We start from the raw sequence: 22,245 nt of genomic DNA, 5'->3' as shown, positions 1-22,245 counted from the left end.
GCCTTTATAGCGCCACCACTCTCGGGATGGCTGGTGACGAACTCAAGGGATGGAACATGGCAGAGAACAGCAACTTCGCCTTTTTCAAAGAACACGATCCGGTTTTTTTCCAACTTGCCAATGCGGCCGAGCGAGTATTTTCCAGTGACCCCAACACGACGCTGATCAAACTGCGCCAGTTGGGCGAAGCGCTCGCCCAGGATCTGGCGGTAAGAGCAGGCATTGAGTTCGACGCCACCACTTCCCAAGCTGATCTGCTGTTCCGTCTGAGTCGTGAAATCCAGCTCGACGGTAACATCCGTAACCTATTCCATACGCTGCGCATCGAAGGCAATAAGGCTACCCATGAATTCCGCACCCAGCATCGTGAGGCACTGGACGGGCTGAGGGTCGCCCGCGCCTTGGCGATCTGGTATCACCAGTCATTTGGCACGGGCGGCAACACCTTCAAGCCTGGGCCTTTCATGGTTCCGGCCGATCCGAGTGAGCCTCTACGTGAGCTGCAGGGGCAGATCGAAAAACTTCGCGCAGAACTCGGCGACAGTCGCCAGCAATTGGAGAACAACCACCAATTAGCCGAGCTATTGGCGCAAGAAAGGCAAGAGCAAGCCAATCTTGTTGGGCAGATGAACGAGGAAGCCCGCGTCTACGAGCAGATTGCCCTTGAACGCGAGGCAGAGCTATCGAAGGCTCGAGTTGATTTCGAGGCGCGGCTGAAAGTGCTGCAACAACAGCTTGAAGATCAGCCGCAAGCTGCCCAGCAGGTCACGCGTAAAACTCAGCAGGCAAGCAGCCAGTTCGACCTCAATGAAGACCTCACCCGTATTCTCATCGATCAACAGTTGAACGATGCCGGCTGGGAGGCCGATTCGCTCGATCTTACCTACAGCAAGGGCGCTCGGCCCGAAAAGGGCAAGAACAAGGCCATCGCCGAATGGCCAACCAGCAAGCCGAAAGAAAACGCTGATTACGTGCTGTTCGCCGGCCTAATCCCAGTCGCCATCGTCGAAGCCAAGCGCAAGCGTGTCAACATAGCGGACCGCATTCCCCAAGCCGAGCGCTATTCACGCCAACTGATCGTTACCGACAATCTGCAACCGGCCGGGCAGAACACGGGCTGGGCGGATGGCCAGGGCGGCTACTTCAAAGTCCCGTTTGCCTTTGCCTGCAATGGCCGGCCCTTCATTAAGCAGCTCGCTGAGCTGTCTGGCATCTGGTTTCGTGACTTGCGCAGCCCGGCCAACCTGCGCCGGCCGCTGCAGGACTTCCACACGCCGGGCGGCCTACTCGACCTGCTCAAACGCAGCCGTGAGGACGCCGAGGCGAAACTACAGCAGGAAGGCTTCGCCTATCTCAAGCTGCGTGACTATCAGGAAAACGCCATCCGCGCCGTCGAACAGGCCCTAGCCGCCAATCGCCGCAACTGTCTGCTGGCCATGGCGACCGGAACCGGCAAAACGCGCACTATCATTGGCTTGATGTACCGCCTGCTCAAGGCCGAGCGCTTTCGCCGTATTCTTTTCCTGGTCGATCGCAGCGCCTTGGGGGAACAGGCCATCGAAGCCTTCAATGAGGCGACGCTGGAACAGAACCACACGCTGGCGCAGATCTACGACGTCAAAGAACTAGGTGACATGGCTGCCGAAGCTGAAACACGGGTTCAGGTCGCCACTGTGCAGGCCATGGTCAAGCGCATCTTCCAGTCGGACACTCCGCCGCCCATCGATGCCTTCGACTGCATCATCGTCGACGAAGCCCACCGCGGTTACACCCTCGATCAGGAAATGACTGAAGGCGAGCTGGCAGTGCGCGACTTCAACCAGTATCTATCGCAGTATCGTCGCGTGCTCGACTATTTCGACGCCTGCCGCGTCGGGCTCACCGCTACCCCAGCCAAGCACACCAGCGAGGTCTTCGGGGCTCCGATATACACCTACAGCTACCGTGAGGCCGTGGCTGACGACTGGCTGATTGATCACGAACCTCCAATCCGCTACCAAACCCTGCTGAGCCAGAATGGCATCCACTTTGCCAAGGGCGAGAGCGTCAGCGTCATCGATACGAGCACCGGCGAGGTGGATGTCGCCGAGCTCGAGGACGAACTCGACTTCGAAATCGAGTCCTTCAATCGTCGCGTGATTACGCCCGGTTTCGACAAGGTCATCTGCGAGCAACTGGCACAAGAGCTCGACCCGTCGGGCGACGAAAAAACGATGATCTTTTGCGTTAACCAAGCCCATGCCGAGCGAGTCAAAAACCTTCTCGACGAAGCCTTCAAGGACGTTCACGGCGAGGATTACAACCAGGCAGCTGTACAGATCATCACCGGGCAAAGTGACAAGGTCAAACAACTGATCCGCCAGTACAAGAACGAGCGCTACCCGAGCATTGCCATCACGGTCGACCTGTTGACCACCGGTATCGACGTACCACGCATTTGCCACTTGGTGTTCATGCGCCGGGTGCGCTCGCGCATTCTCTACGAACAGATGAAGGGCCGCGCGACTCGCCGCTGCGATGAAATCGGCAAGACGGTATTCAGAATCTACGATCCGGTTGATCTGTACGCTGCCCTCGAGCCAGTAGATACAATGAAGCCACTAGTGAAAGACCCAAGCATCAGCCTCGAACAGTTGGTCAGCGAGCTAACCAACCCAGCCAGCCTCGATGCTCCTGGTAACCAGCCAGACACTAGTCATGCCCACGACGTCCTGGACCAGCTTAGCCAGCGGATCATGCGTATTCTGCGCAAGGCCAGCCATAAGGCCGAGCAAAAGCCAACCCTAGAGGCCAAGCTCGCCGAACTGGAGAACACCTGGGGCGTAGCCCCGGACAAACTGCATCAGCACCTTCACCAGCTCGGCCCACAGCAAGCTGCCCAGTTCATCCAACAGCATGCCCAACTGCTCGATCAGCTCGCCACGGTCAATGCCCTGCTGGGATCGCTGAACTACCCGGTGATCTCCACTCACACGGACGAACTGATGGTCCGTGAGCAGAACTACGGCAATTACCAAAAGCCCGCCGACTATCTGGAAAGCTTCAACGACTTCATTAAGAATCAGTTGAACCAGTCAGTGGCCCTCGGCGTAGTGGTCAACCGCCCGCAAGACCTGACCCGTGAACAATTGCGCGAAGTGCGCCTGCTGCTCGACGGGCATGGCTACAGTGAGGTGAACCTGCAAAGCGCCTGGCGCAACCAAACCAACCAGGAAATCGCTGCCAGTATCGTCGGTTTCATCCGCCGCGCCGCCCTTGGAGAGGCTTTGCTACCATTCGAGCAGCGCGTAACCAAGGCGATGGAGACGATTTATACCCTGCAGCCTTGGACTCAAATTCAGCGTAAGTGGCTTGACCGCCTGGCCAAGCAGCTGGTGCACGAGGTCGTTATTGACAAGAAGCAGATTGGTGAGGCGTTCAAGAGCGATGGCGGCAGCACGCGGCTGGACAAGATGCTCGGCGGCAACCTGGGCGTGGTACTGGACGCCCTGAATGACAACCTGTGGGCACAGACGGGATGAGGCCGATCCTGAACGCTGGGTTGGCCACGGTACTCGTTCATGAGGGATAATGCCCTCCTATTGCACGAGTTATCGACTGCAACATCTAGAGACGCTTAATGACCCTTGCCGAGCTTCATCAGATCCTTGACCGTGGTGAGGACAGCCGCCATCAGTTCAAGCGCGACTTCAGCAATATCGATGCCTTGGCAGCCGAGTTGGTGGCGTTCGCCAATACGTCCGGTGGCTATTTGCTGATTGGCGTAGACGACTCCGGCACGGTGAGCGGATTGAGTAGCGCCGACATTTCGCGACTCAATCAACTGCTCTCCAACGCGGCCTCACAGAATGTCCGTCCGGCGATCAATCCATTGTCCAGCAACCTTCAGACCGAGCACGGGCTGGTCATGGTGGTGACAGTCGAACAAGGGCTGAATAAACCCTATGTCGACAACCAGGGTCGCATCTGGGTTAAGAACGGCGCCGACAAGCGTCGGGTCACGGCCCGTGAAGAACTGCAGCGTTTGTTCCAGCAGGCCGGGCTGGTGTGCGCCGATGCGGTACCGGTCGCGGGCAGCAGCGTGGCGGATATCGACGCCAAAGCGCTTGGCGAGTACTTCCAAAGACGCTTTCGGCAGAGCCCCGAACAGACAGGTTTGGAAACCACCCGCATCCTGGAAAATCTTGGCCTCGCCAGTGGCGACACACCCAATTTGGCCGGTTTGCTGCTCTTCGGCCAAGCGCCACAACGCCTGTGCCCGGCGTTCGATATCAAGGCCGTGGCGTTTCCGGGCACGGTTCTGCATGACCGCCACTATCTAGACAGCGAAGATATCGACGGCAATCTGCAGGAACAGTACCGACGCAGCCTTGCCTTCATAAAGCGCAACCTACACCACGTGCAGCGCCAGCAGGGCTTCAATACCCTCGGCCAGCTGGAAGTGCCGGAGGAGGTGTTTGAAGAACTGCTGGTCAATGCCCTGATCCACCGCGACTACTTTGTCAGCGCCTCCATCCGGATCATGATCTTCGCCGATCGCATCGAACTGATCAGCCCCGGGCACCTGCCTGACGTGCTCGATACCGAGAAAATTCGATTCGGCCTGTCCAACCGTCGCAACCCGACGCTCACCTCCCATGCTGTGCACATTCTTCCCTATCGCGGTTTGGGCACCGGCATCCCGCGCGCTATCGATGCTTGGCCAATGATCCGGCTGGAGGACGACCGGCAGAGTAATCAGTTCAAGGTGGTGATTCAGCGCGCCGTTGAAAAAGGGCCTCTTTCGGGCCCAAGTGGGGACCAAGTAGGGACTAAGTCGGGACCAAGTAGGGACCAAGTAGGGACTGAGTCCGCTGTCGAAGAAGAACAAGCCGAAACTCGCCTGTCTTTGCAGCAAGAGCAGATAACGCTGCTGTGCAAGATGACAGGCGATCACACTGCGCCAGAGCTAATGACCTTCGTCGGGCGCAGCAACCGCAGCAAGTTCCGCGAGCAGGTTTTGGCCCCACTACTGGCGCTTGGCGTGGTCGAGATGACCATTCCAGACAAACCCAACAGCAGCAAGCAACGCTATCGCCTGACTGCGGCCGGCCGAGCGCTAAAGGCCGAACAACGCTCCTCAGACGACTGAGCCCAGACAACCACTTCTTTGCGCCAGCGCAATCTGGCGCTTTACACACTTCGCCACAGGTACCCCATGACCAACTCCGATATCGTCCAGAAACTCTGGAACCTCTGCGACGTCCTGCGCGACGATGGCATCAACTACAGCGACTACGTCACCGAGCTCGTGCTTCTGCTGTTCATCAAGATGGAATACGAACAGGTGCAGAACAACGACAGCTTCGGCCACAAGCTGCCCGAAGGCGCGCGCTGGCCAGACCTGGCTGGCAAGTCCGGCGTTAACCTGCTCGATCACTACCGGCAGATGCTGCTGGACCTTGGCAAAAACCCTGACCCGCTGATCGCCGCCATCTACGCCGACGCTCAGACTCGCCTCAAGGAACCGCGCCACCTCGAGCAGTTGATCAAGAGCCTCGACGGCATCGACTGGTTCAGCGCCCGCCAAGACGGCCTCGGCGATCTTTATGAAGGCCTGCTGGAAAAGAACGCCAGCGAGACCAAGTCCGGGGCCGGCCAGTACTTCACCCCTCGGCCGCTGATCGACAGTATCATCCGCTGCATCAAGCCGCAGCCGGGTGAGGCTATTCAAGATCCAGCCGCAGGTACTGCGGGCTTTTTGATTGCTGCTGACGCTTACATCAAAAGCCAAACCGACGACCACTACGACCTCGACGCCAAAGCACAAGCATTCCAGCGCAATCGAGCCTTTGTCGGCGTAGAACTGGTTCCCGGCACCCGCCGCTTGGCGCTGATGAATACCCTCCTGCATGGCATGGAAGGCGATGAAGAAGGCGTGGTGCACCTGGGCAATGCACTAGGTCAGGTCGGGGCCAACCTGCCCAAAGTCGACGTCATCCTCTCTAACCCGCCGTTCGGCACCGCCAAGGGTGGCGGTGGCCCAACCCGCGACGACCTCACTTATCGCACTAGCAACAAGCAATTGGCCTTTCTCCAGCACATCTACCGCGGCCTCAAGCCGGGTGGCCGCGCCGCCGTGGTGCTGCCGGACAACGTGCTGTTCGAGGCCGGCGTCGGCACCGAGGTGCGTCGCGACCTGATGGGCAAGTGCAACCTGCACACCATCCTGCGCCTGCCTACCGGTATCTTCTACGCACAGGGCGTGAAGACCAACGTGCTGTTCTTTCAGAAGGGCACCGTGGAAAACTCGCGCCAGGAGGAGGATTGCACTAAGCGCGTTTGGATCTATGACCTGCGCAGCAACATGCCCAGCTTCGGCAAACGCACCCCCTTCGGCCCAGCCCACCTCAAGCCGTTCGAAGATGCCTATGGCGAAGACCCGAACGGCGCAAGCCCACGCGCTGAAAACGTCGAGGGCATTGGCGACGCCAGCCGCTTCCGCTGCTTTACCCGCGATTACATCCGCAATGAACGTGGTGACTCGCTGGACCTCAGTTGGCTAAAGGACGATAGCAGCCTGGACGCCACCGACCTGCCCGCTCCGGAAGTTCTGGCAGGGGAGGCCATGGCAGAACTGACTGAGGCGCTGCGTGAGTTGGAAGATCTGATGAAGGCGCTGGGGGCAGGGGATGAGGTGGGGGCGCAGAAGCGGCTACTAGCAGAAGTCATGGGTTTTTCTAGCGAGGAAGACGCATGACTAGTAATGATATTCCCGCAAACTGGTTAATCCTTGGATTCGACGAAGTATTTAGTCAGATCTCTATTTCCGGAAAAAAGGTAAAGTCAGCTGACGTTCTGACTGAAGGAAAATTCCCCGTCGTAGATCAAGGACGGAGCTTCATTTCCGGCTATTTGGATGATGCAAGTTTTGTGGTATCTGAAAATAAGCCACTGATAATTTTTGGCGATCACACTCGCGAAGTAAAATGGATAGACTTTCCATTTATTCCAGGTGCAGATGGCGTGCAGGTTCTAAAGCCGCACCCTGAAATAGATACACGGTTCTTGTATTTCTTTCTGCGCAACCTTCCGATTGAAAGCAGAGGGTACGCAAGGCATTTCAAAATCGTGAAAGATGCAGCGTATCTGGTTCCACCATTCGCCGAGCAAACCCGCATCGCCGCCAAGCTCGACGAACTGCTGGCACAGGTCGATACCCTAAAAGCCCGCATCGACAGCATCCCCGCGCTGCTGAAGCGATTTCGCCAGTCCGTCCTCGCTGCCGCCGTATCCGGGCGGTTGACAGAGGAGTGGCGCACTAATAGCCCCCCCATGGACAAGGGCTCCGAGCTACATCAGCAAATAAAAAATGCTCATATTGCGGAAGGCGGACATGCTCGTGGTAATGCATCTAACCCTACAGAAGAGGCTCACGACCTCAGCTCAGATGATTTGCCGGATAGTTGGGATATTGCCGAACTGCGTGACGTGTGTGTGCCGGGACGACCAATCACCTACGGCATTCTAAAACCAGGACCAGAGTTGGAAGAGGGCGTCCCGTACATCCGAGTTGCGGATTTTCCAGGTAACAAGCTCAACATAACCAATATCAAGAAAACCAGCTCCGAGATTGATCAACAATTCAAGCGTGCCCGACTTCTAGAAAACGATCTTTTGCTATCTATCAGGGGGAGCGTTGGCCGTCTGATCAAGATCCCGGCAAGCCTTGAGGGAGCAAATATTACGCAGGATACTGCTCGACTCTCAATATCACCGCTCATTTCGACTGATTTTGTATATTGGGCATTGCTGGCAGACTCAACACAGCGTCGAATGAAAAACGCCACTCGCGGCGTCGCCGTTCGCGGCATAAACATCGGCGACGTAAGAGCCCTTCAAATTCCGTTACCTCCTCACGATGAGCAAGCTGAAATTGTCCGGCGCGTCGAGCAACTCTTCGCCTTCGCCGATCAACTGGAAGCACGTATCAAAGCAGCCCAAGTACGTATCGATCTCCTGACCCAAAGCATTCTCGCCGAAGCCTTCCGCGGCGAACTAGTCCCACAAGATCCGAACGACGAACCGGCCAGCGTGCTGCTGGAGCGCATCAAGGCTCAACGCGCCGCCATGCCCAAGGCCAAGCGCGGTCGCCAGGTTGCCAAATTGAGCTAAGCCTTACATCAGGAAGAAAACGAACCATGTCTGTCCCGACCTACGACCAGTTCATCGAGCCCATCCTGCGTTTTCTCGCCGCCCACCTGGAGGGTGCCACGGCGGGCGAGGCCCACGAAGCGGCCTCCGTGACGCTTGGTCTAAGCGAGGCGCAGAGGCAGGAGACCATCGCCAGTGGCCAGGCCACCTACAAGAACCGTTCAGGCTGGGCACATGATCGGCTCAAGCGCGCCGGCTATTCCAGCAGCGCCAAGCGTGGTTACTGGCAGTTGACCGACACCGGCCGCGCATTCGCCCAGGCCAACCCGACCCCGTTGACCCCAGAGCAGGTCGAGTATCTAGCTGTGAACTTCATGAGCGTGAAGCTGAAGGCTGCACCGGATGCCGCCTCGCTGGATGAGAGCAACGACACGCCAGCGCTTATTACCAAGACCGACCTCGCCACTAGCAGCCCGCAAGAGCGCCTGAACCAAGCCATCCTCGAGTTGCGCACCAGCGTCGCGGGCGACCTGCTGGACAGCCTGCTGCAAGCGAGCCCGACGCGCTTCGAGCACATCGTACTCGATGTGCTGCACAGCTTGGGCTACGGAGCGAACCGTCAGGCGCTGCAGCAGGTCGGCGGCAGTGGCGACGGCGGCATTGACGGCGTGATCTCGCTGGACGCACTGGGGCTGGAAAAGGTCTACGTGCAGGCCAAGCGCTGGCAGAGCACCGTCGGCCGCCCCGACCTGCAAGCGTTTTATGGCGCCCTTGCCGGGCAGAAAGCCAAACGCGGTGTATTCATCACCACTTCCGGCTTCACCGCCCAAGCCGTTGAATTCGCGCGCTCGGTTGAGGGGCTGGTACTGGTCGATGGCAAACGCCTGGTCAATCTGATGCTCGACCACGATGTGGGCATTAGCTCGCAGATTTACAAAGTCCCCAGGCTCGACAGCGATTACTTTGACGAATCACTCGGCTGAGCCGACGTTGCAGCCCAAATACCTGAGCGCAACGGGTGTCGCTCCTACGTACCTTAAAATCAGGGATGGAAGTAGTTATCAAAAGCCGTCGGCTACACTTCGATATCGAATCCTGATAGAGACTGAGCTCAACAAGCATCATCCATGGGAAGCAAAATTACGCAGCAATTATTCGCGCGCCTGGCAAAATCGCCATGAGCTTATACAGCGATGACCCCACCTCGCCATTTAAGATCGAGTCCTCAAGGGCCGGCACGTCCACGAAAACTTTCCCTTGGGCTTGGAGGGCGAGGTATAGATGGTTCCCACATACAGAGCTTCTGCTCATTATTTTCCTGAGATTCCAAAAAACGCTCTTCGCCGGGCGATGGCCGACTGGATCAATACGCCTGACAGATGATCTTTTCCATACATCGCCCCAATGTAAGCGTCCGCCGAAGTCACCTTGCACGACTTAGGCAGATACTCACTGATGCGGCAGCAGTTGCTCAATCTCACTCGCCCGCTGCGTCGGCAACCGCGCCAGCACATCTTTAAGATAGGCATACGGATCGTGCCCATTCATGCGCGCCGATTGGATCAAACTCATGATCGCCGCCGCCCGCTTGCCGCTGCGAAGCGATCCGGCAAACAACCAGTTGGAACGTCCAAGTGCCCACGGCCGAATCTGGTTTTCGACTGCGTTGTTGTCTATGGGTACAGCTCCATCTTCCAGATAGCGCGTCAGCGCTACCCAGCGTTTAAGGCTGTAATCCAGGGCTTTGGCTGTTGCTGAGCCGTTAGGCACAAGATCGCGCTGGGTGAACATCCACTCGCGCAGTGCTTTCGCCAATGGTGCTGCTTTTTCTTGCCGGATTCGCCAACGATCCTCGTCACTCATGTCTCGCGCTTGGCGTTCAACCTCGTACAAGCCGCCAATCGAGTGCAGCGCCTGCTCTGCCAACTGGCTTTTATTGGCCACGTGCAGATCGAAAAACTTACGGCGGGCGTGGGCCATGCAGCCGATTTCGGTCATGCCCTTCTCGAAGCCTGCTTTGTAGCCAGCAAAGTCATCGCACACCAGCTTGCCGTTCCACGTGCCGAGGAAGTTACGCGCATGCTCACCGGCCCGGCTCGGGCTGAAGTCATAAACCACAGCTTTAATTGCCGAGAACGGTGTGGTGCAGTAAGCCCATACATAAGCTCGGTGCGTTTTCTTCTGTCCGGGCGCAAGCATTTGAACCGGCGTCTCGTCGGCGTGGACAACTTGCTGCGCCAGAACGGCTTCTCGCAAGGCATCAACCAACGGTTGAAGCTGCACACCGGTCTGCCCAACCCATTGCGCCAGTGTCGAGCGCGGGATCGCTAAACCGGCGCGCCCGAAGATTTTCTCCTGCCGATACAGCGGCAAGTGGTCAGCAAACTTCGCCACCATCACGTGAGCCAGCAGGCCTGCGGTTGGGATGCCCTTGTCGATCACCTGGGCCGGTACCGGCGCCTGGATCAGTGTTTCGCACTGACGGCAGGCCCACTTTCCACGCACGTGTTGTTCGACGGTGAACACGCCTGGCGTGTAATCCAGCTTCTCGCTGACGTCCTCGCCGATGCGCTGGAGCTGGCAACCGCAGGAGCACTGGGTGTTTTCTGGCTCATGATGAATGACGGTGCGTGGAAACTGTGGCGGCAACGGCGCGCGCTTCGGCTTTTGGCGCGCCTCTGCTGGAGCAGGAGCGGGAAGCAGTGCCGTCAGCTCGGCGTCGATAGCCTCAAGATCGATGTTCAGCAGATCGTCGAGCAAGCTGCCTTGCTCGGGACTGATCTGCTCGCTGCGCTTGGCAAACCGGTGCCGCTTGAGAAGTGCGATCTCGTGGGTCAACTGCTCGATGATGGTGTCATCGCGGTGGCTCTTTCTGCCCATGGTGTCGACCTTCGACAGCAACTGCGCAGCGAGAGCGCGCAGCTGGTCGGGGGTCATTTGGTCGAGGTTGGGCAAGGAAGTCATGCCGTGGATTTTACCAAAGCAGACCGCCTGCGGCAGCAAGCTCAGACGTTAATTACAGCCTTTTTAAAGGATCGTTATTGCACCGCCAGCGCCAACGCGCTGCCAAGGCAGACCAAGTACCAGGGCCTGAAGTTGCTCGGCATCCAGTTCGAGCTCGCTACCTTGTCGAATGCCTGGCCAGTGAAATTTGCCTTGGTTCAACCGGCGTGCCGCCAGCCAGACACCAATCCCGTCGTGCACCAGTACTTTCATTCGGTTGGCCCGTCGATTGGCAAAGATATAAGCGCAGTGCGGCTTCGCCGCACCGAACACCGTGACAACTCTGGCCAAGGCGGTCTCGGTGCCGGCGCGCATATCCATGGGCTCGGTGGCGAGCCAGATGGCGTCGATGCGGATCATTGAGTGAGACCACGGATAAAACGGGCGCACCCGTCGGGATCGGCCAGCGGCCACTTCACGATGAGGTTTTGATGGCCGAAAGGAACGTCGATACTGACGGACATTTCCAGATCGGCCTGGGGTGGGGATGGTAGTTTTATCGGAACAAAAGCGGGCAGCGTTGTCGGCTCACAATCACGATAAAGAGGTATCCATTTGCGAACCAGATTGGCGTTGATGCCGTGGCGCAGGGCTACGCTGGCCATCGACATGCCAGGTTGCAGGCATTCCTGGACGATCTGAGCTTTAAAGGGCTTGGGGTAAGAAGTTCTCTGACGCATGGCAATCCTGATGATAAGGGCGATGGTGTCCACGTATTTTTTAAGTGGAGAACATCGCCCTTATTACAGGGATCGGGTAGGTGACTTCGCCGGACGGTTACGCCCCAATAACTAAAACGCCACCCCAGACGCAGGTGACGCCCCTCCTAGACGTTATTCTTCCAGCTCATAAAGGTCGGCCACTGCCCACCTTGTTGCATTTGCGCCCGAGCATACTTCTCGCTCATATCATCCATCTGCCGCTGCGCAGGCGCCTGGAAATCAAACTCCAGCTCATCGCGGTAAGGCATGCGTGGCCGCCAATAGCCCATGCCCTGATCAAATAGAATCTGGCTGACCCGTCCCGATTGCCATGTAACCGTCAAGGCTCTGCCGTGCAGCACGTCACGGCTATTACGCTCCAAGGTAAGCTGGGGTTCGATACCGACCAGCTCTGACAACCAATCAACCATGAGCGCCTTCTGATCCTCGGCTCGTTGCCAATCATGGTGCATCAACGTGCTGGCTGGGCCATTACCGACGGCCAGAGTGGCCAAAGAGATGGTCTTGAGCTCCGGCCCCTCGAACAACTTCAGAAAACCAGTAAACAACATCAACGACCATGGCGATTTAAGGTAACGATCGGAGTAGCTGATGCTCATCGCGTGATCACTTGCCAGCAACTGCGCCAGCTCTGGCATTTTGTCTTCAATCAAGACGGCCAGACGCTTGCTCAACGTGTTGACCGGCCCATCAAGTTCAGCGGTGACTTCAACGATGCGTGCCGCCTGGTTGTCGCTCTGCCATCTGCTGGTGCTGAGGGGTTGCCCTTGTATTGCTGACTCCGCGCTGGTAGCAACCCAGGTGATGTCGCCTTGGCCGCTCAGCCAACCGGCCCCCGGTAGTGCTGCGGACTGGTCGCTCGCGTAGACGCTGTGGCAAATGTTGCAAGTCTCTAGCTGAGCAAGCAGAAGCGAACGAGTTGGCACGTCGCTTCTGGGCAGTACGGCAAGGTCTATGCCCATCCGCGCCAGTTGTAGCAGTACGCTTTTCTGGTCGGAGTGCAGCGCACAGTCCACAGCTATGCCCAAGGTCACTTTGAGCCCATCGGAAATTGCCCAAGTGAGTACCTGCTGCCTGAAACGCGGGTTGTCCAAGTCCCATTCCTGTGGATCGCCCTGCAGACACAGCAGCAACCGAGCGGGGGCGGTGCCCTGCTCATGGCTGTTGAGTGCACTGGCAAGATAGCGCAAGGGTCCGACCGGGCAATAGCGCGCGCCGGGGATTGGATCGAACACAGAGGGCAGACCTAGATGGTCGATCAAGGCGGCATCCTGCAGCCACTGTAGGGCAAGACGCCGATCAAGCTCCTCCCGTTCGACTCGGCTGTCCTGGCCGGCGAGGCAATGCGAACACACCGTTTCGCAATCGGCAGGACATTGAAGGCGCTGCATGGCTTTTTTCAGCAGGCTGGTAATGTCGTTGAGCCCCTCAAGAACAAAGCCTGCGCCGCCGCTGACCTCGTCGTACAGTTGAATCACGGCTCTGCCCTGACGGCTTTCGCGGTCGCGATCGACTCGATGGCAGAAGCCCATTTCCGTACTGACGATTCCCAGTTGATCTGCGATAACATCTCGCAGCGCTGCGCCCAGAGTCGAGGCGATGACGCGGCCATCAGCCGAGTCGGGCAACCAGTGACCGGTCAATGGATTACGCAGATAAAGCTCAAGTACGTCGGTATGAATTTGGTAGCCGAGATGTACGTGGTGAGTGACCGCCGCGCCGGAGCAATCCTTGTCCTTGCGACTGCCCGCCAGACCGCCGACCGGTCGATGCATTTGATCAGCGCGCAAACCAGGCGGCACCTCCGCTCCCGGAAGCATTGACTCTGCCCGCCCGCAACTCAGACACACGGCATACCCTTGCTCGTGCTCGCCAGAGGAATGGTGGAATACGGTGCCGTCGTGACCGAAGTGGAAGAATCCGCAACGAGGATCGGGTAATGCACTGCTCTCCCCACTCAGCTGGATACGTGGGTCCTCAACGCGGATGAATTTCTGTGAGCTGACGTCATTGGTGGTTTCTTCATAAAAATCGGTTACGAAACCCGCGGGACGCAGCACGCGGCGACGTAGATCGGCCGATATCATGGTACTGCAGTAGGTGCAGCGCACGTTGTCACTGTTGGCATAAGCGTTTTCGATCATGCCGCTGTTCCCGCACTCCGGGCAGCGCCAGGCCAGATCGAATTTCTGTGCCTCGTTGATCTCGCCGTTAGCATGCCATTGCAGGCTTATTCCGGCCGAGCGGAACACTCGTCCATCGATTACGATTTGCGCGCCTGGTGCGTATTCGCGAATAGCGATGTTCAACCCGCGAGATGGCATTTCCCGACTGCTGGCCAAACTGTCCTCGCGGCTTTCCTTTTTATCGTTGCGCTTTTGCACGAAGTCCTCGATGTTGTAGGTCTTGAGCGTGACCACATCGGTCGGGAAGCCATAACCTGGCAGGAAGGCCCGCGAAGCGAGATCACGTAACAAGTACTCACCTTCATGGCGCTGCTTCTCGAGAGTGAGCGCACGCTTGTAGGCCTCGTCCTTGGCGCCTTGAATTTTTTCGTTGAGGTTGCGGTATTCGTCCAGCCAGCGATGCTCCAAGGCCTTGAGCGCGCCTAGCGTGCTCTCCACCACATAGATCATTGCCCGCCCAGCGAGGCTCGTACCCGCCACGAGATGTCGAACGGCCTGGGTGAACTCCTCCGGGCATGCCCGCAGCCAGCCCACCATGGTTTGGCAGGGCGAGTCTTCTGTGCCGAAAAACCAATGCAAGGTCAGTTTGGTGCGATCGCCGTCGGCGCTGCTGTGCGCTCGCAGAAAAATGCCCAGCAGTAGTGAGTTGACATGGCGCTGCACTATGCGGGTCGAACTCAAAGTAATTGCCGGTGCAGGAATTGCGGTCACGAAAGGCCATTTGGGATTGGCAAATGCACGTTGGTTATGCGGGTCGGCTTTGCACAGGGTGTAGGCAATGGCTCGCGCTTCGTCGCGACGGCCAGCGCGGCCAGCTCGCTGCAGGTAATTGGCGGGATGAGGCGGGAGGTTATTCATCACCACTGCTGAGATACCGCCAATGTCCACACCCATTTCCATGGTGGTCGAACAGTTCAGCACATTGATATCGCCACGTTTGAACCATTCGACATATTTGTCCAATAATTCAGCTGGCTGTTGCGCTGAGTGCTCGGCAACGCGGTAGTAGAAACCGCCCTCCAGCGTGCGATCGCAAATGTCGCTCCATAGTCCTTGCTCACGCAAGCCAGCAACGGTGGCGTCGGCGTTGACTAGCTTGCGAACTTGCTGTTGCTTCGACTGAGCACTGGCGCCGGCGCCCAGCATAGCGAACCTTGGCATGTCGACTCGCGTGCAGCGATAACTACGCGTACCCATGGTTCGTGGTAAGTAAGGGGTGAGCCCACGGAACGTAGTTTCCAGCAGCCTATGGGTAACAGGGCAAAGCCAGGCGTTGGTGGGTAGTGAAAAGTTGAGAGTTTCCAATTTCAACCGGTGGCCGGTGTCGGAGCCTTCAAGAATCTGCGCTCCCACCAACGCAACCCATGCACCCTCCAACCAGCCGCTCATCGTATCGGCATCGCCAGGGTGGCGACGGTCCAGTCCCGTAGCGGCTTCCAGTAACTTGACTAGCCGGTGTGCGCTATGCAATTTGACCTGTGGCCATTTCTTGATGTTGCTGCTTTCCTGCACATCACTGGTGGGTGCATAGAGTGACTTCGGACTGAGCCGACTGCCCATCCAGCGACGCAGCTTGTTTTCCATGGGGATGAACGTGTTTTCCCTCACAAAGAAGTCAAGCGCCACATGCAGAAAGTCGCGCCAGTCTTGCAGGGTCAAGGCAGTGCGGGGCGCATCGGTCTGACCAGTGGCAGCGTAAGCCTGCGTAGTCGTCCAGTGTGATGGCGTAGTGGCGACCTTTTCCAAGCCCGTATAGCCCACTTTGATAAGGCCCAAGGTCTCGGAACTGTTCTGATACTTCGGCCTTCTGGAAAACTCACGGCTCATCAACAGCCGCGCCATGGTCAGGCCGCCCTCATGGCCATCGAACAATGCCGGGTTGGCGTGGCGATTGTACTTGATGATGAAAGGGTCGATATCCTTGGCGGCAGCCAACTCATGAAGAATTTGAGACCACGTCAGGGAAACGGTAGATGACGCCGCAGCAACGCCGCTTTGCATCTTTGCAGCCATTTGCCGAAGATCTGCGGCCGCGGCAGCCAAACCGATACCTTCAAGCTCGATAGCTTTAGTCAGCAACTCTTCCGCGGTGGCAGTTGGCAAGTCCTGCGGCTGTGCATCAGCTTTCGCCTGGGCGTTTCTCAAGGTCTCGAACACCAGGCCGCGCAGCCGCGAACGCTCTGCTTCCTGCTGCATGCGTACCGCCATGCGCGCTGTGCCTTGACGGCTGTCGGTAAAGGTAATCAGCTTACGACCACGGCCCGGCAGCTCTTCAGGAGAGCGTCCCTCCGAGTCAGCTTTTTCCGGATCTGGGCAAAACTCCAGTAAGGTGGGGACGGCGTTAGCCACATAGAACGGGGCGCCTAGATAGGCGCCACGCAAAAAACGACTGGTGCCCGACTTTGCGTGTTCGCAAACGCTGCAGCAGGAGAAATGTTCCGGCTCTCCGCCCTTTGGCTCACGCCCTTCCAGCGCAAACGCGATGGACAAAGGTCGCTGAGCATTGACCGTCCCCAGTTTAAGGCTGACAAGATCCAGCGGCTGACGGTGAAACGGCTTGGCAAGCGTACTACCCCCAGCAACTACAACACGTTGCGCAGCAGTTCGTACTCGTTTCGAAGGGCCAGTACCACCAGCGTCGCCATCATCAGCGCCAGCGTCATCGTCGTTCAGCGCAAACTCGTCGCCGGCGTAAGCCCGCGGCTGCAACAGCTCTCCATTCCGGTCCTCAGCCAAGAGGTGCGGCGCCTTGCACTCCTCGCAGAAGCCTATCTCGTAGACCGGGGCCTCGCATGTGCATCTTGCCTTCTGCGACACATATACGTTGCCGAAAGGCCAGTCACACAGATGCTCGGACTTGCTGCCGCATTGCGGATCGATACATGACCAGAGCCCGTGCAGCATGCGCTGGTACATGTGGATACGTAACTTGAGAAAGGGAGGCTGCTTGGCAGCCGGCCGTGTACCAGTCAGCACATCCAGCCACTGCAACACTTCACGCTGCTGCCCAACGCGCTCCTTGCTCTCGAGCTGATCGGCAACTTCGGCCACGAGGTCATTGAGCCCGAGCGGTTTTCCTGAGCTGACCACGGCGTGGCGCAGTTGCCGGGCTATCGGATGTGCGCACAGCGCCTGATAGCGCTCGGTGGAAGTCTCCTCTGCAGGCTGCATGGCCTGCAGCCCAGCGAGACTCAAAGTTTGCTGGCTGCCAGCCTCAGGCAAGTCGGGCCATTTACGCGAACCATCAATGACATCCACTTGCTCTTCCGCAACCCCAGCCAGACGAGCCAGGTAACGGCGCAGCCGGTCGGTGGCTTCAGCCCCGGCAATGGTTGCAGATGTGGCAACAAAGCGCAGCTGCTCCGGGCTTCGGCCGAAAGCGTGCACCACCCGACGCAACAACATCGAAAGCTCCGCGGCCTGCGAACCCACATAGGTATGTGCCTCGTCCAAGACGATCCAGCGCAACGATTGGCTCGCGCGCGAGATCTCCAATATGGGGCTGTCAACCTGACGGACCAGCATGTACTCCAACATGGTCGCATTGGTCATCAGAATTGGCGCAGGCTCGCGGCGAAGCAATTCGCGAGAGAGGATTTGGTTCGGCTTGAGCTTTTGCTCATTGCGTTTGGACGACGCCTTTTCCGCAGTTTTGCCGTTATACAAACAAAAGCGGATGTTATCGCCATAGCGCTGGGTCCACGCGTCCAGACGCTCCTGCTGTGAATTGATGAGGGCATTGAGCGGGTAGAGAAATAGCGCGCGCACGCCAACCAACGCTTGCTGACTGCGCTGATATTCACGAATCAAGTCCTCCAGGATTGGCACCATGAAGCACTCAGTTTTACCAGAACCAGTGCCCGTGGTAACGATTGCCGAACGAGGTTTCTCATTGAGGAGTGAACGCCAAGCCTGCACCTGATGGACGTAGGGCCGCGCTGTTTTTGGAAAAACATAAGCAGGCGCCGTCGCCAGAGTTTCAAGTAGCTCAGCGCTGAGAAGCTTCTCTGCTTGCAGATCCTGCAGCCGCAGGTTGGCTTCGTGCCAGCCAAAAGTATGCTCGAACACGGGCGGGGCCAGCATGCAGCCATCGGCCCCTAGTTCGTTGCACAGGCTCTGGTGCAAATGACGCCGCAGACCTCCATCGCTGATTCCCAATACGCCGAGGGTTGCTTCGCGCGTACGATCCAGGGTTTGCTCGACAAGCTCAGAGAAGTTACGCATGGCTATTCCTTAGCGATCTGTATGGGCAGCAAGCAGGTAGGAAACGGTAAGTGCATGAACAGGGTTGAACCAGCCATGCCGATCAAAATCAGCTAGCCAACGCGCGGCAAACTTGAAATAGGCCGTCGGTATGCCGAGGTCGTTGACCGAGGCTTTGCCGGCCGTTACGTAAGCCATGAAGATAGGCAGATAGGTCACTGCGTCGGTAAACTCGGCCAGGCTCATAGCCTTAACGCGGAGTGGCAACGGTTGCTCGGCCACCCAATGGGCCAATGCCTCTCCAAGGACGTTCGGCCAGTCCAGGTTAGCCGCATGAAGACGGCGCAGGTCCTGATACCACATTGGCAAGATATCTTCGGCCGACAAACGCCTGAGTTCACAACAATCACCGGTACCCAGATAATTGCCTACATAGTCAAAGCCGGAAACGATGTAGCGCAATACAATCGCACGATCTTTCACCAGCCGCTCGACATGCTCAGACGGCAGGCCTGTCAACTTGAGCCCCTCAGCAAATATCTGGTAAGCAGAGGCCCACATGGGCAGCGGTATGGTTTCCCACATCAGCGCCAGCTCATCGGCAATGCGAGCGCAAAAGGCTTCGTCCATTTCCAGTCGGAATACCGCCAGCCCTAATGCCTGAGGATTTTTAGCCAAGGCTTTCCAGGCTTCGAATGAAGACAATGGCAAGTGAGCGTATTGGCGCTTCAAGTCCGCGAGGTATTGCCAACCACTGTGAGCGAAATCATTCGCCATCGCGCGGATCTGCTCTTCGATGACGTCCGGACGGTGGATCGGATGGAACACTTGTGCGGCACGGTGCAATGAACGCACTTGCAAATCGACGGGCACGCTCATAGACGCAGGCAAGTATAGCTGGGGGCGGAATTGAATCGGTGATTCCTTGCCTGGGTAGATCAACCAAGGGCCATCAATCAGCATCGATTGAGGGATAGCGAAGCGACCCGTTCCGACCCCTTCCGTGGTGTTTTCAACCAATTGCAACGGAGCTTGCTTAGGGTCCGACAGCAGCATGGCTTCGGCACGCGCGTCATCAAGGATATCGGTGCCATCGACTCCGCATACGTAAAAAGCGCTGGCCTCCTCCATCAACACTCGACCACCGTATCTTCTGATGTCCAATTGCATCAGTAACTGTTCGGTTTCTACAGTCAAGTGTACATAGGCATCTTGCTCATCAACTGCAGCTAGCATAGTTTGCAGGTCAGCAACATAGCTGAAGAGATTGAGGACCATCGGCATCTGACCAACGCGTACCGCGAAGACCCTTTTGGGGTGAGACTGCTCTCGGCACATAAGTTCGAATTGCAGATAGAACATCTGTCCTTGTGGCAGACCGGAGCTTAGTTGCAACCGGTGCCCAGTCAGCTCGGCAAGGTTCAAAGTCTTCACTGCAGTATGCTGGCCGTCGACACTAAGCAGGCGTGCACCCTGATAAGGAAAGGGCAAACGCAGGTGCAATAGACCCGCTGCGGGGCCGATCTGCAACGTAAACGCCTGCGGACAATGCTGGCCGCTCAGCTCCATCTGGTAGCTGCCCTGACTGGCCGAGCACAGCAATCCCTCACCCGCTACATGCAAAGACAGGTTATCGGCGTTCTTGACCTGTAACCTGGCCGGACGGCGGCCGTAAGCAGGGTATAGCCCCAGCTCGAAGCCGCGGGGCAACACACCAAATCGGCGCCGTAGCAGCGTTTCTCCTTTACGGCTGCGAACGATATAGTTGATTGCGCCGAACACTAGAGCGTTGCGTCGATCGAGTGGCCGGCCGTTGGCGAATTCGATCAATTCATCCCTTCGCCAGGTGCTTCCTTCGGCCAACTCCAAGGTGGGCCAGCCCAGATAAACGGTTGATGGCGAGCATTCGAACAGCGCGTAAACCCCCGTCAACATTAAAGGCGCAACATCGCCGCCAGGCTGCGAAAGGCATATCTCGTAGCGCTCAGCATCATCCTTGAGAATCAGGTTGCCAGTGGTTTCGATCCATTGCCCGGACTCGACGTCAGTTAGCACCGGTACGGTCGACTCCAGTGCATCACTGAAGGTAAAACGCTCGGGCACTCGTACCCTAACCTTGCTGCTGGCGAGCTTGCAGCTGGATGTCCCTACTAGATGCCAACGATCCGCTCGGCACTCGAACACCAGCGGTACATCCTGATAATCCAGAGCGCTGTTCTCGAATAGGAAGGTGTGGATGGTGCTACCGCTTTCCATAACCCGCAAACTCACAGGTTTGTTCAGATATCGACGCCGCAGGGAGACCTGCACATTGGCAAAGCGGATCTTTACTGCTTTCTCCGCCAACTGGGCATAAACAGCAGGCCCCCGCTCAAGCAGGGTTTCACCTTCGAAATAAGCCAGCTCGAGGCGGGTATTACGAAGTGAGGATGGATTGATCGGCAGTAAAGTCTCTGGGGGCAGATTAAGCTCGGTCAAGATTGTCCAGTGCGGTAACTGTCCCTGCTGAATGTGTTCGCAGGTAAACGCTCGTGCTTTGGCTAACGCCTCTTTGCGTTCCTGCCTTTTAATGCCTGCGTCACGTAGCCACTCGTTGAGCAGATGACGGGCATTGGTCTCGTCCAACGGTATGGGAAAGGCTTCGTGCCAATGGGGATCAACTCGATCCAGATAGGCCGCCGGATCAACCTCGTCCTTGATAGGGTAACGATCAACCAGCGTCATCAGTTGATCGACGATTCCAGCCAGCAACGTGCGTGTTTCCAGATTGCGGAACGACAGCGGCAGCCCATCTTCAAAGTCGGCCAGCAGATCAGCGGTGGTGCGCCGGTGCCCCTCGGTACGGTAAAAGTGCTTGATACCACGGCGCACCGCTCGGCCAAACCCGTGGGACTCGCTGCTGAGCAGCGGCCAAGGCAGTCCACCCTCCGTAAACAATGTGCCCAGCCAATCCCGACCTTGGTCTCGGATGCGCACTTTCCGCTTCCAGTAACCTAAGCCCTTTCCGGTCAGGCTGGCGTGCTGCGCCGGTGTGAGGGTTATGCCTATACGAGACTCAGCCCCCTGCCACGACCAATTGCCGTCGTAATGGCGACGGTAATTTTCGCTGACGAATAGACAAAAACAAGCCGCCACATACAGCTCCTGCGTCGGGCTATTAGCTATAAGCGCCATTTTCAGGATGGCTGCCAGCCCGGTATATTCGTCCTCCGTGACATGGTAGCTATAGAGCGGCTGACCAGTAGGCCCTGTGAACAAGACGCGAGTGAAAAGAAACTCGGTCAGCCATGCTTTGGCTGGTAGATGGTTAACTGCCAACTGAGCCATCGAAAATCCCTTTTAGAATTGGGCGCCGAAACAGTGCCGCTTTAGCCAACACCTCGCTTTACACAGAGGGGCTTAGTGTGTGCTGGATGGGTCAAGCGGAATACATTGTTGCCGATCAAGGGATCAGCCGGAAGCCCGCTCGCTCCAAAGCGCCTACGACCTCGTCGACGCTCAATTCCATTTTCATTCCCTGAAAGCGCGATATTGAATGGCCACACCCTAAGCAACTGCGGTTGATACGTCTAGATTTTTGATACAAACCTCGATCAGTTGCACTGCAAAGCATTGGCGCGGTATCCATAAAACGCGAAATACGGCGCGCGCCGCTCAGCTGCAGTGCTCGTGGCCGTTGCCCTACCCCCGCTGCTCGGTGAAAAGTGTTGGTAGCGTTATGACTGTACCGTACCCCACGTAAATACTGGCGGAAGGCGGTAGATTAAAATGGTTGGGACGACTCAGCGTTGTACCCGGTCTCGCCAATCACCCTGCTGGGCAAACGCGCTGGGTGGGTATTCCAAAGAGTGTTCCAGTGAAATTTCTAAACTGAAGAAGTCTATTAAAATCATTAAATTAAGTAGCGCGTTCAACTTACCCCGGCACTGAAGCACCACAGGAAAAGCACCTTCAGCGGTCCCTGGTTTGCTGGCTGGACCTCATCCACCCCCAAATCC

General features: G+C 57.4%; 10 protein-coding genes. 5 read left to right on the top strand and 5 right to left on the bottom strand.

What is annotated here, in order from left to right:
* The first annotated feature begins 56 nt into the window (after positions 1-56).
* From hsdR to HB675_RS19580, 5 genes are all read left to right on the top strand, one after another.
* Positions 57-3,521 (top strand): type I restriction-modification system endonuclease, encoded by a 3,465-nt coding sequence (gene hsdR / locus HB675_RS19605; RefSeq protein ID WP_213880582.1) that lies wholly within the window; start codon positions 57-59, stop codon positions 3,519-3,521.
* Between the two features lie 98 nt (positions 3,522-3,619).
* Entirely contained in the window at positions 3,620-5,131 is a 1,512-nt protein-coding gene (locus HB675_RS19600; protein WP_256737617.1) for an RNA-binding domain-containing protein, read from the top strand.
* Between the two features lie 66 nt (positions 5,132-5,197).
* Positions 5,198-6,739 (top strand): N-6 DNA methylase, encoded by a 1,542-nt coding sequence (locus tag HB675_RS19595; RefSeq protein ID WP_213880580.1) that lies wholly within the window; start codon positions 5,198-5,200, stop codon positions 6,737-6,739.
* The gene (locus tag HB675_RS25995; protein ID WP_256737616.1) at positions 6,736-8,154 is read left to right on the top strand and encodes a restriction endonuclease subunit S; all 1,419 of its coding nucleotides are present in this window, start codon (positions 6,736-6,738) and stop codon (positions 8,152-8,154) included. Before HB675_RS19595 ends, HB675_RS25995 begins: the two co-directional genes overlap by 4 nt.
* A gap of 26 nt (positions 8,155-8,180) precedes the next feature.
* Entirely contained in the window at positions 8,181-9,116 is a 936-nt protein-coding gene (locus HB675_RS19580) for a restriction endonuclease (RefSeq protein ID WP_213880578.1), read from the top strand.
* A 466-nt stretch (positions 9,117-9,582) separates the two neighbouring features.
* On the opposite strand, the gene HB675_RS19575 is transcribed toward HB675_RS19580, so the two are convergent.
* The 5 genes from HB675_RS19575 to HB675_RS19555 form a co-directional block, all read right to left on the bottom strand.
* Positions 9,583-11,097: an IS66 family transposase gene (locus tag HB675_RS19575; protein ID WP_213880691.1), complete on the bottom strand. Its 1,515-nt coding sequence runs from the start codon at positions 11,095-11,097 to the stop codon at positions 9,583-9,585.
* 63 nt (positions 11,098-11,160) lie between these two features.
* Positions 11,161-11,451: an IS66 family insertion sequence element accessory protein TnpB gene (gene tnpB, locus HB675_RS19570; protein WP_256737618.1), complete on the bottom strand. Its 291-nt coding sequence runs from the start codon at positions 11,449-11,451 to the stop codon at positions 11,161-11,163.
* A gap of 41 nt (positions 11,452-11,492) precedes the next feature.
* Positions 11,493-11,849, bottom strand: coding sequence for a transposase (locus tag HB675_RS19565; RefSeq protein WP_345945783.1), 357 nt, complete (start codon positions 11,847-11,849; stop codon positions 11,493-11,495).
* Positions 11,850-11,962: 113 nt separating this feature from the next.
* Positions 11,963-18,268, bottom strand: a complete 6,306-nt coding sequence (locus HB675_RS19560; protein ID WP_213880576.1) for a DEAD/DEAH box helicase — start codon at positions 18,266-18,268, stop codon at positions 11,963-11,965.
* 9 nt (positions 18,269-18,277) lie between these two features.
* A complete protein-coding gene (locus HB675_RS19555; protein WP_213880574.1) occupies positions 18,278-21,574 on the bottom strand; it encodes an STY4851/ECs_5259 family protein in 3,297 nt (1,098 codons plus the stop codon).
* Between the last annotated feature and the right edge of the window lie 671 nt (positions 21,575-22,245).

The sequence above is a fragment of the Pseudomonas sp. dw_358 genome, assembly GCF_018449655.1.
In the GTDB taxonomy this organism is placed as follows: domain Bacteria; phylum Pseudomonadota; class Gammaproteobacteria; order Pseudomonadales; family Pseudomonadaceae; genus Aquipseudomonas.
The sequence above is the reverse complement of the archived record's forward strand: the minus strand, read 5'-3'. Positions and strand labels throughout refer to the sequence as shown.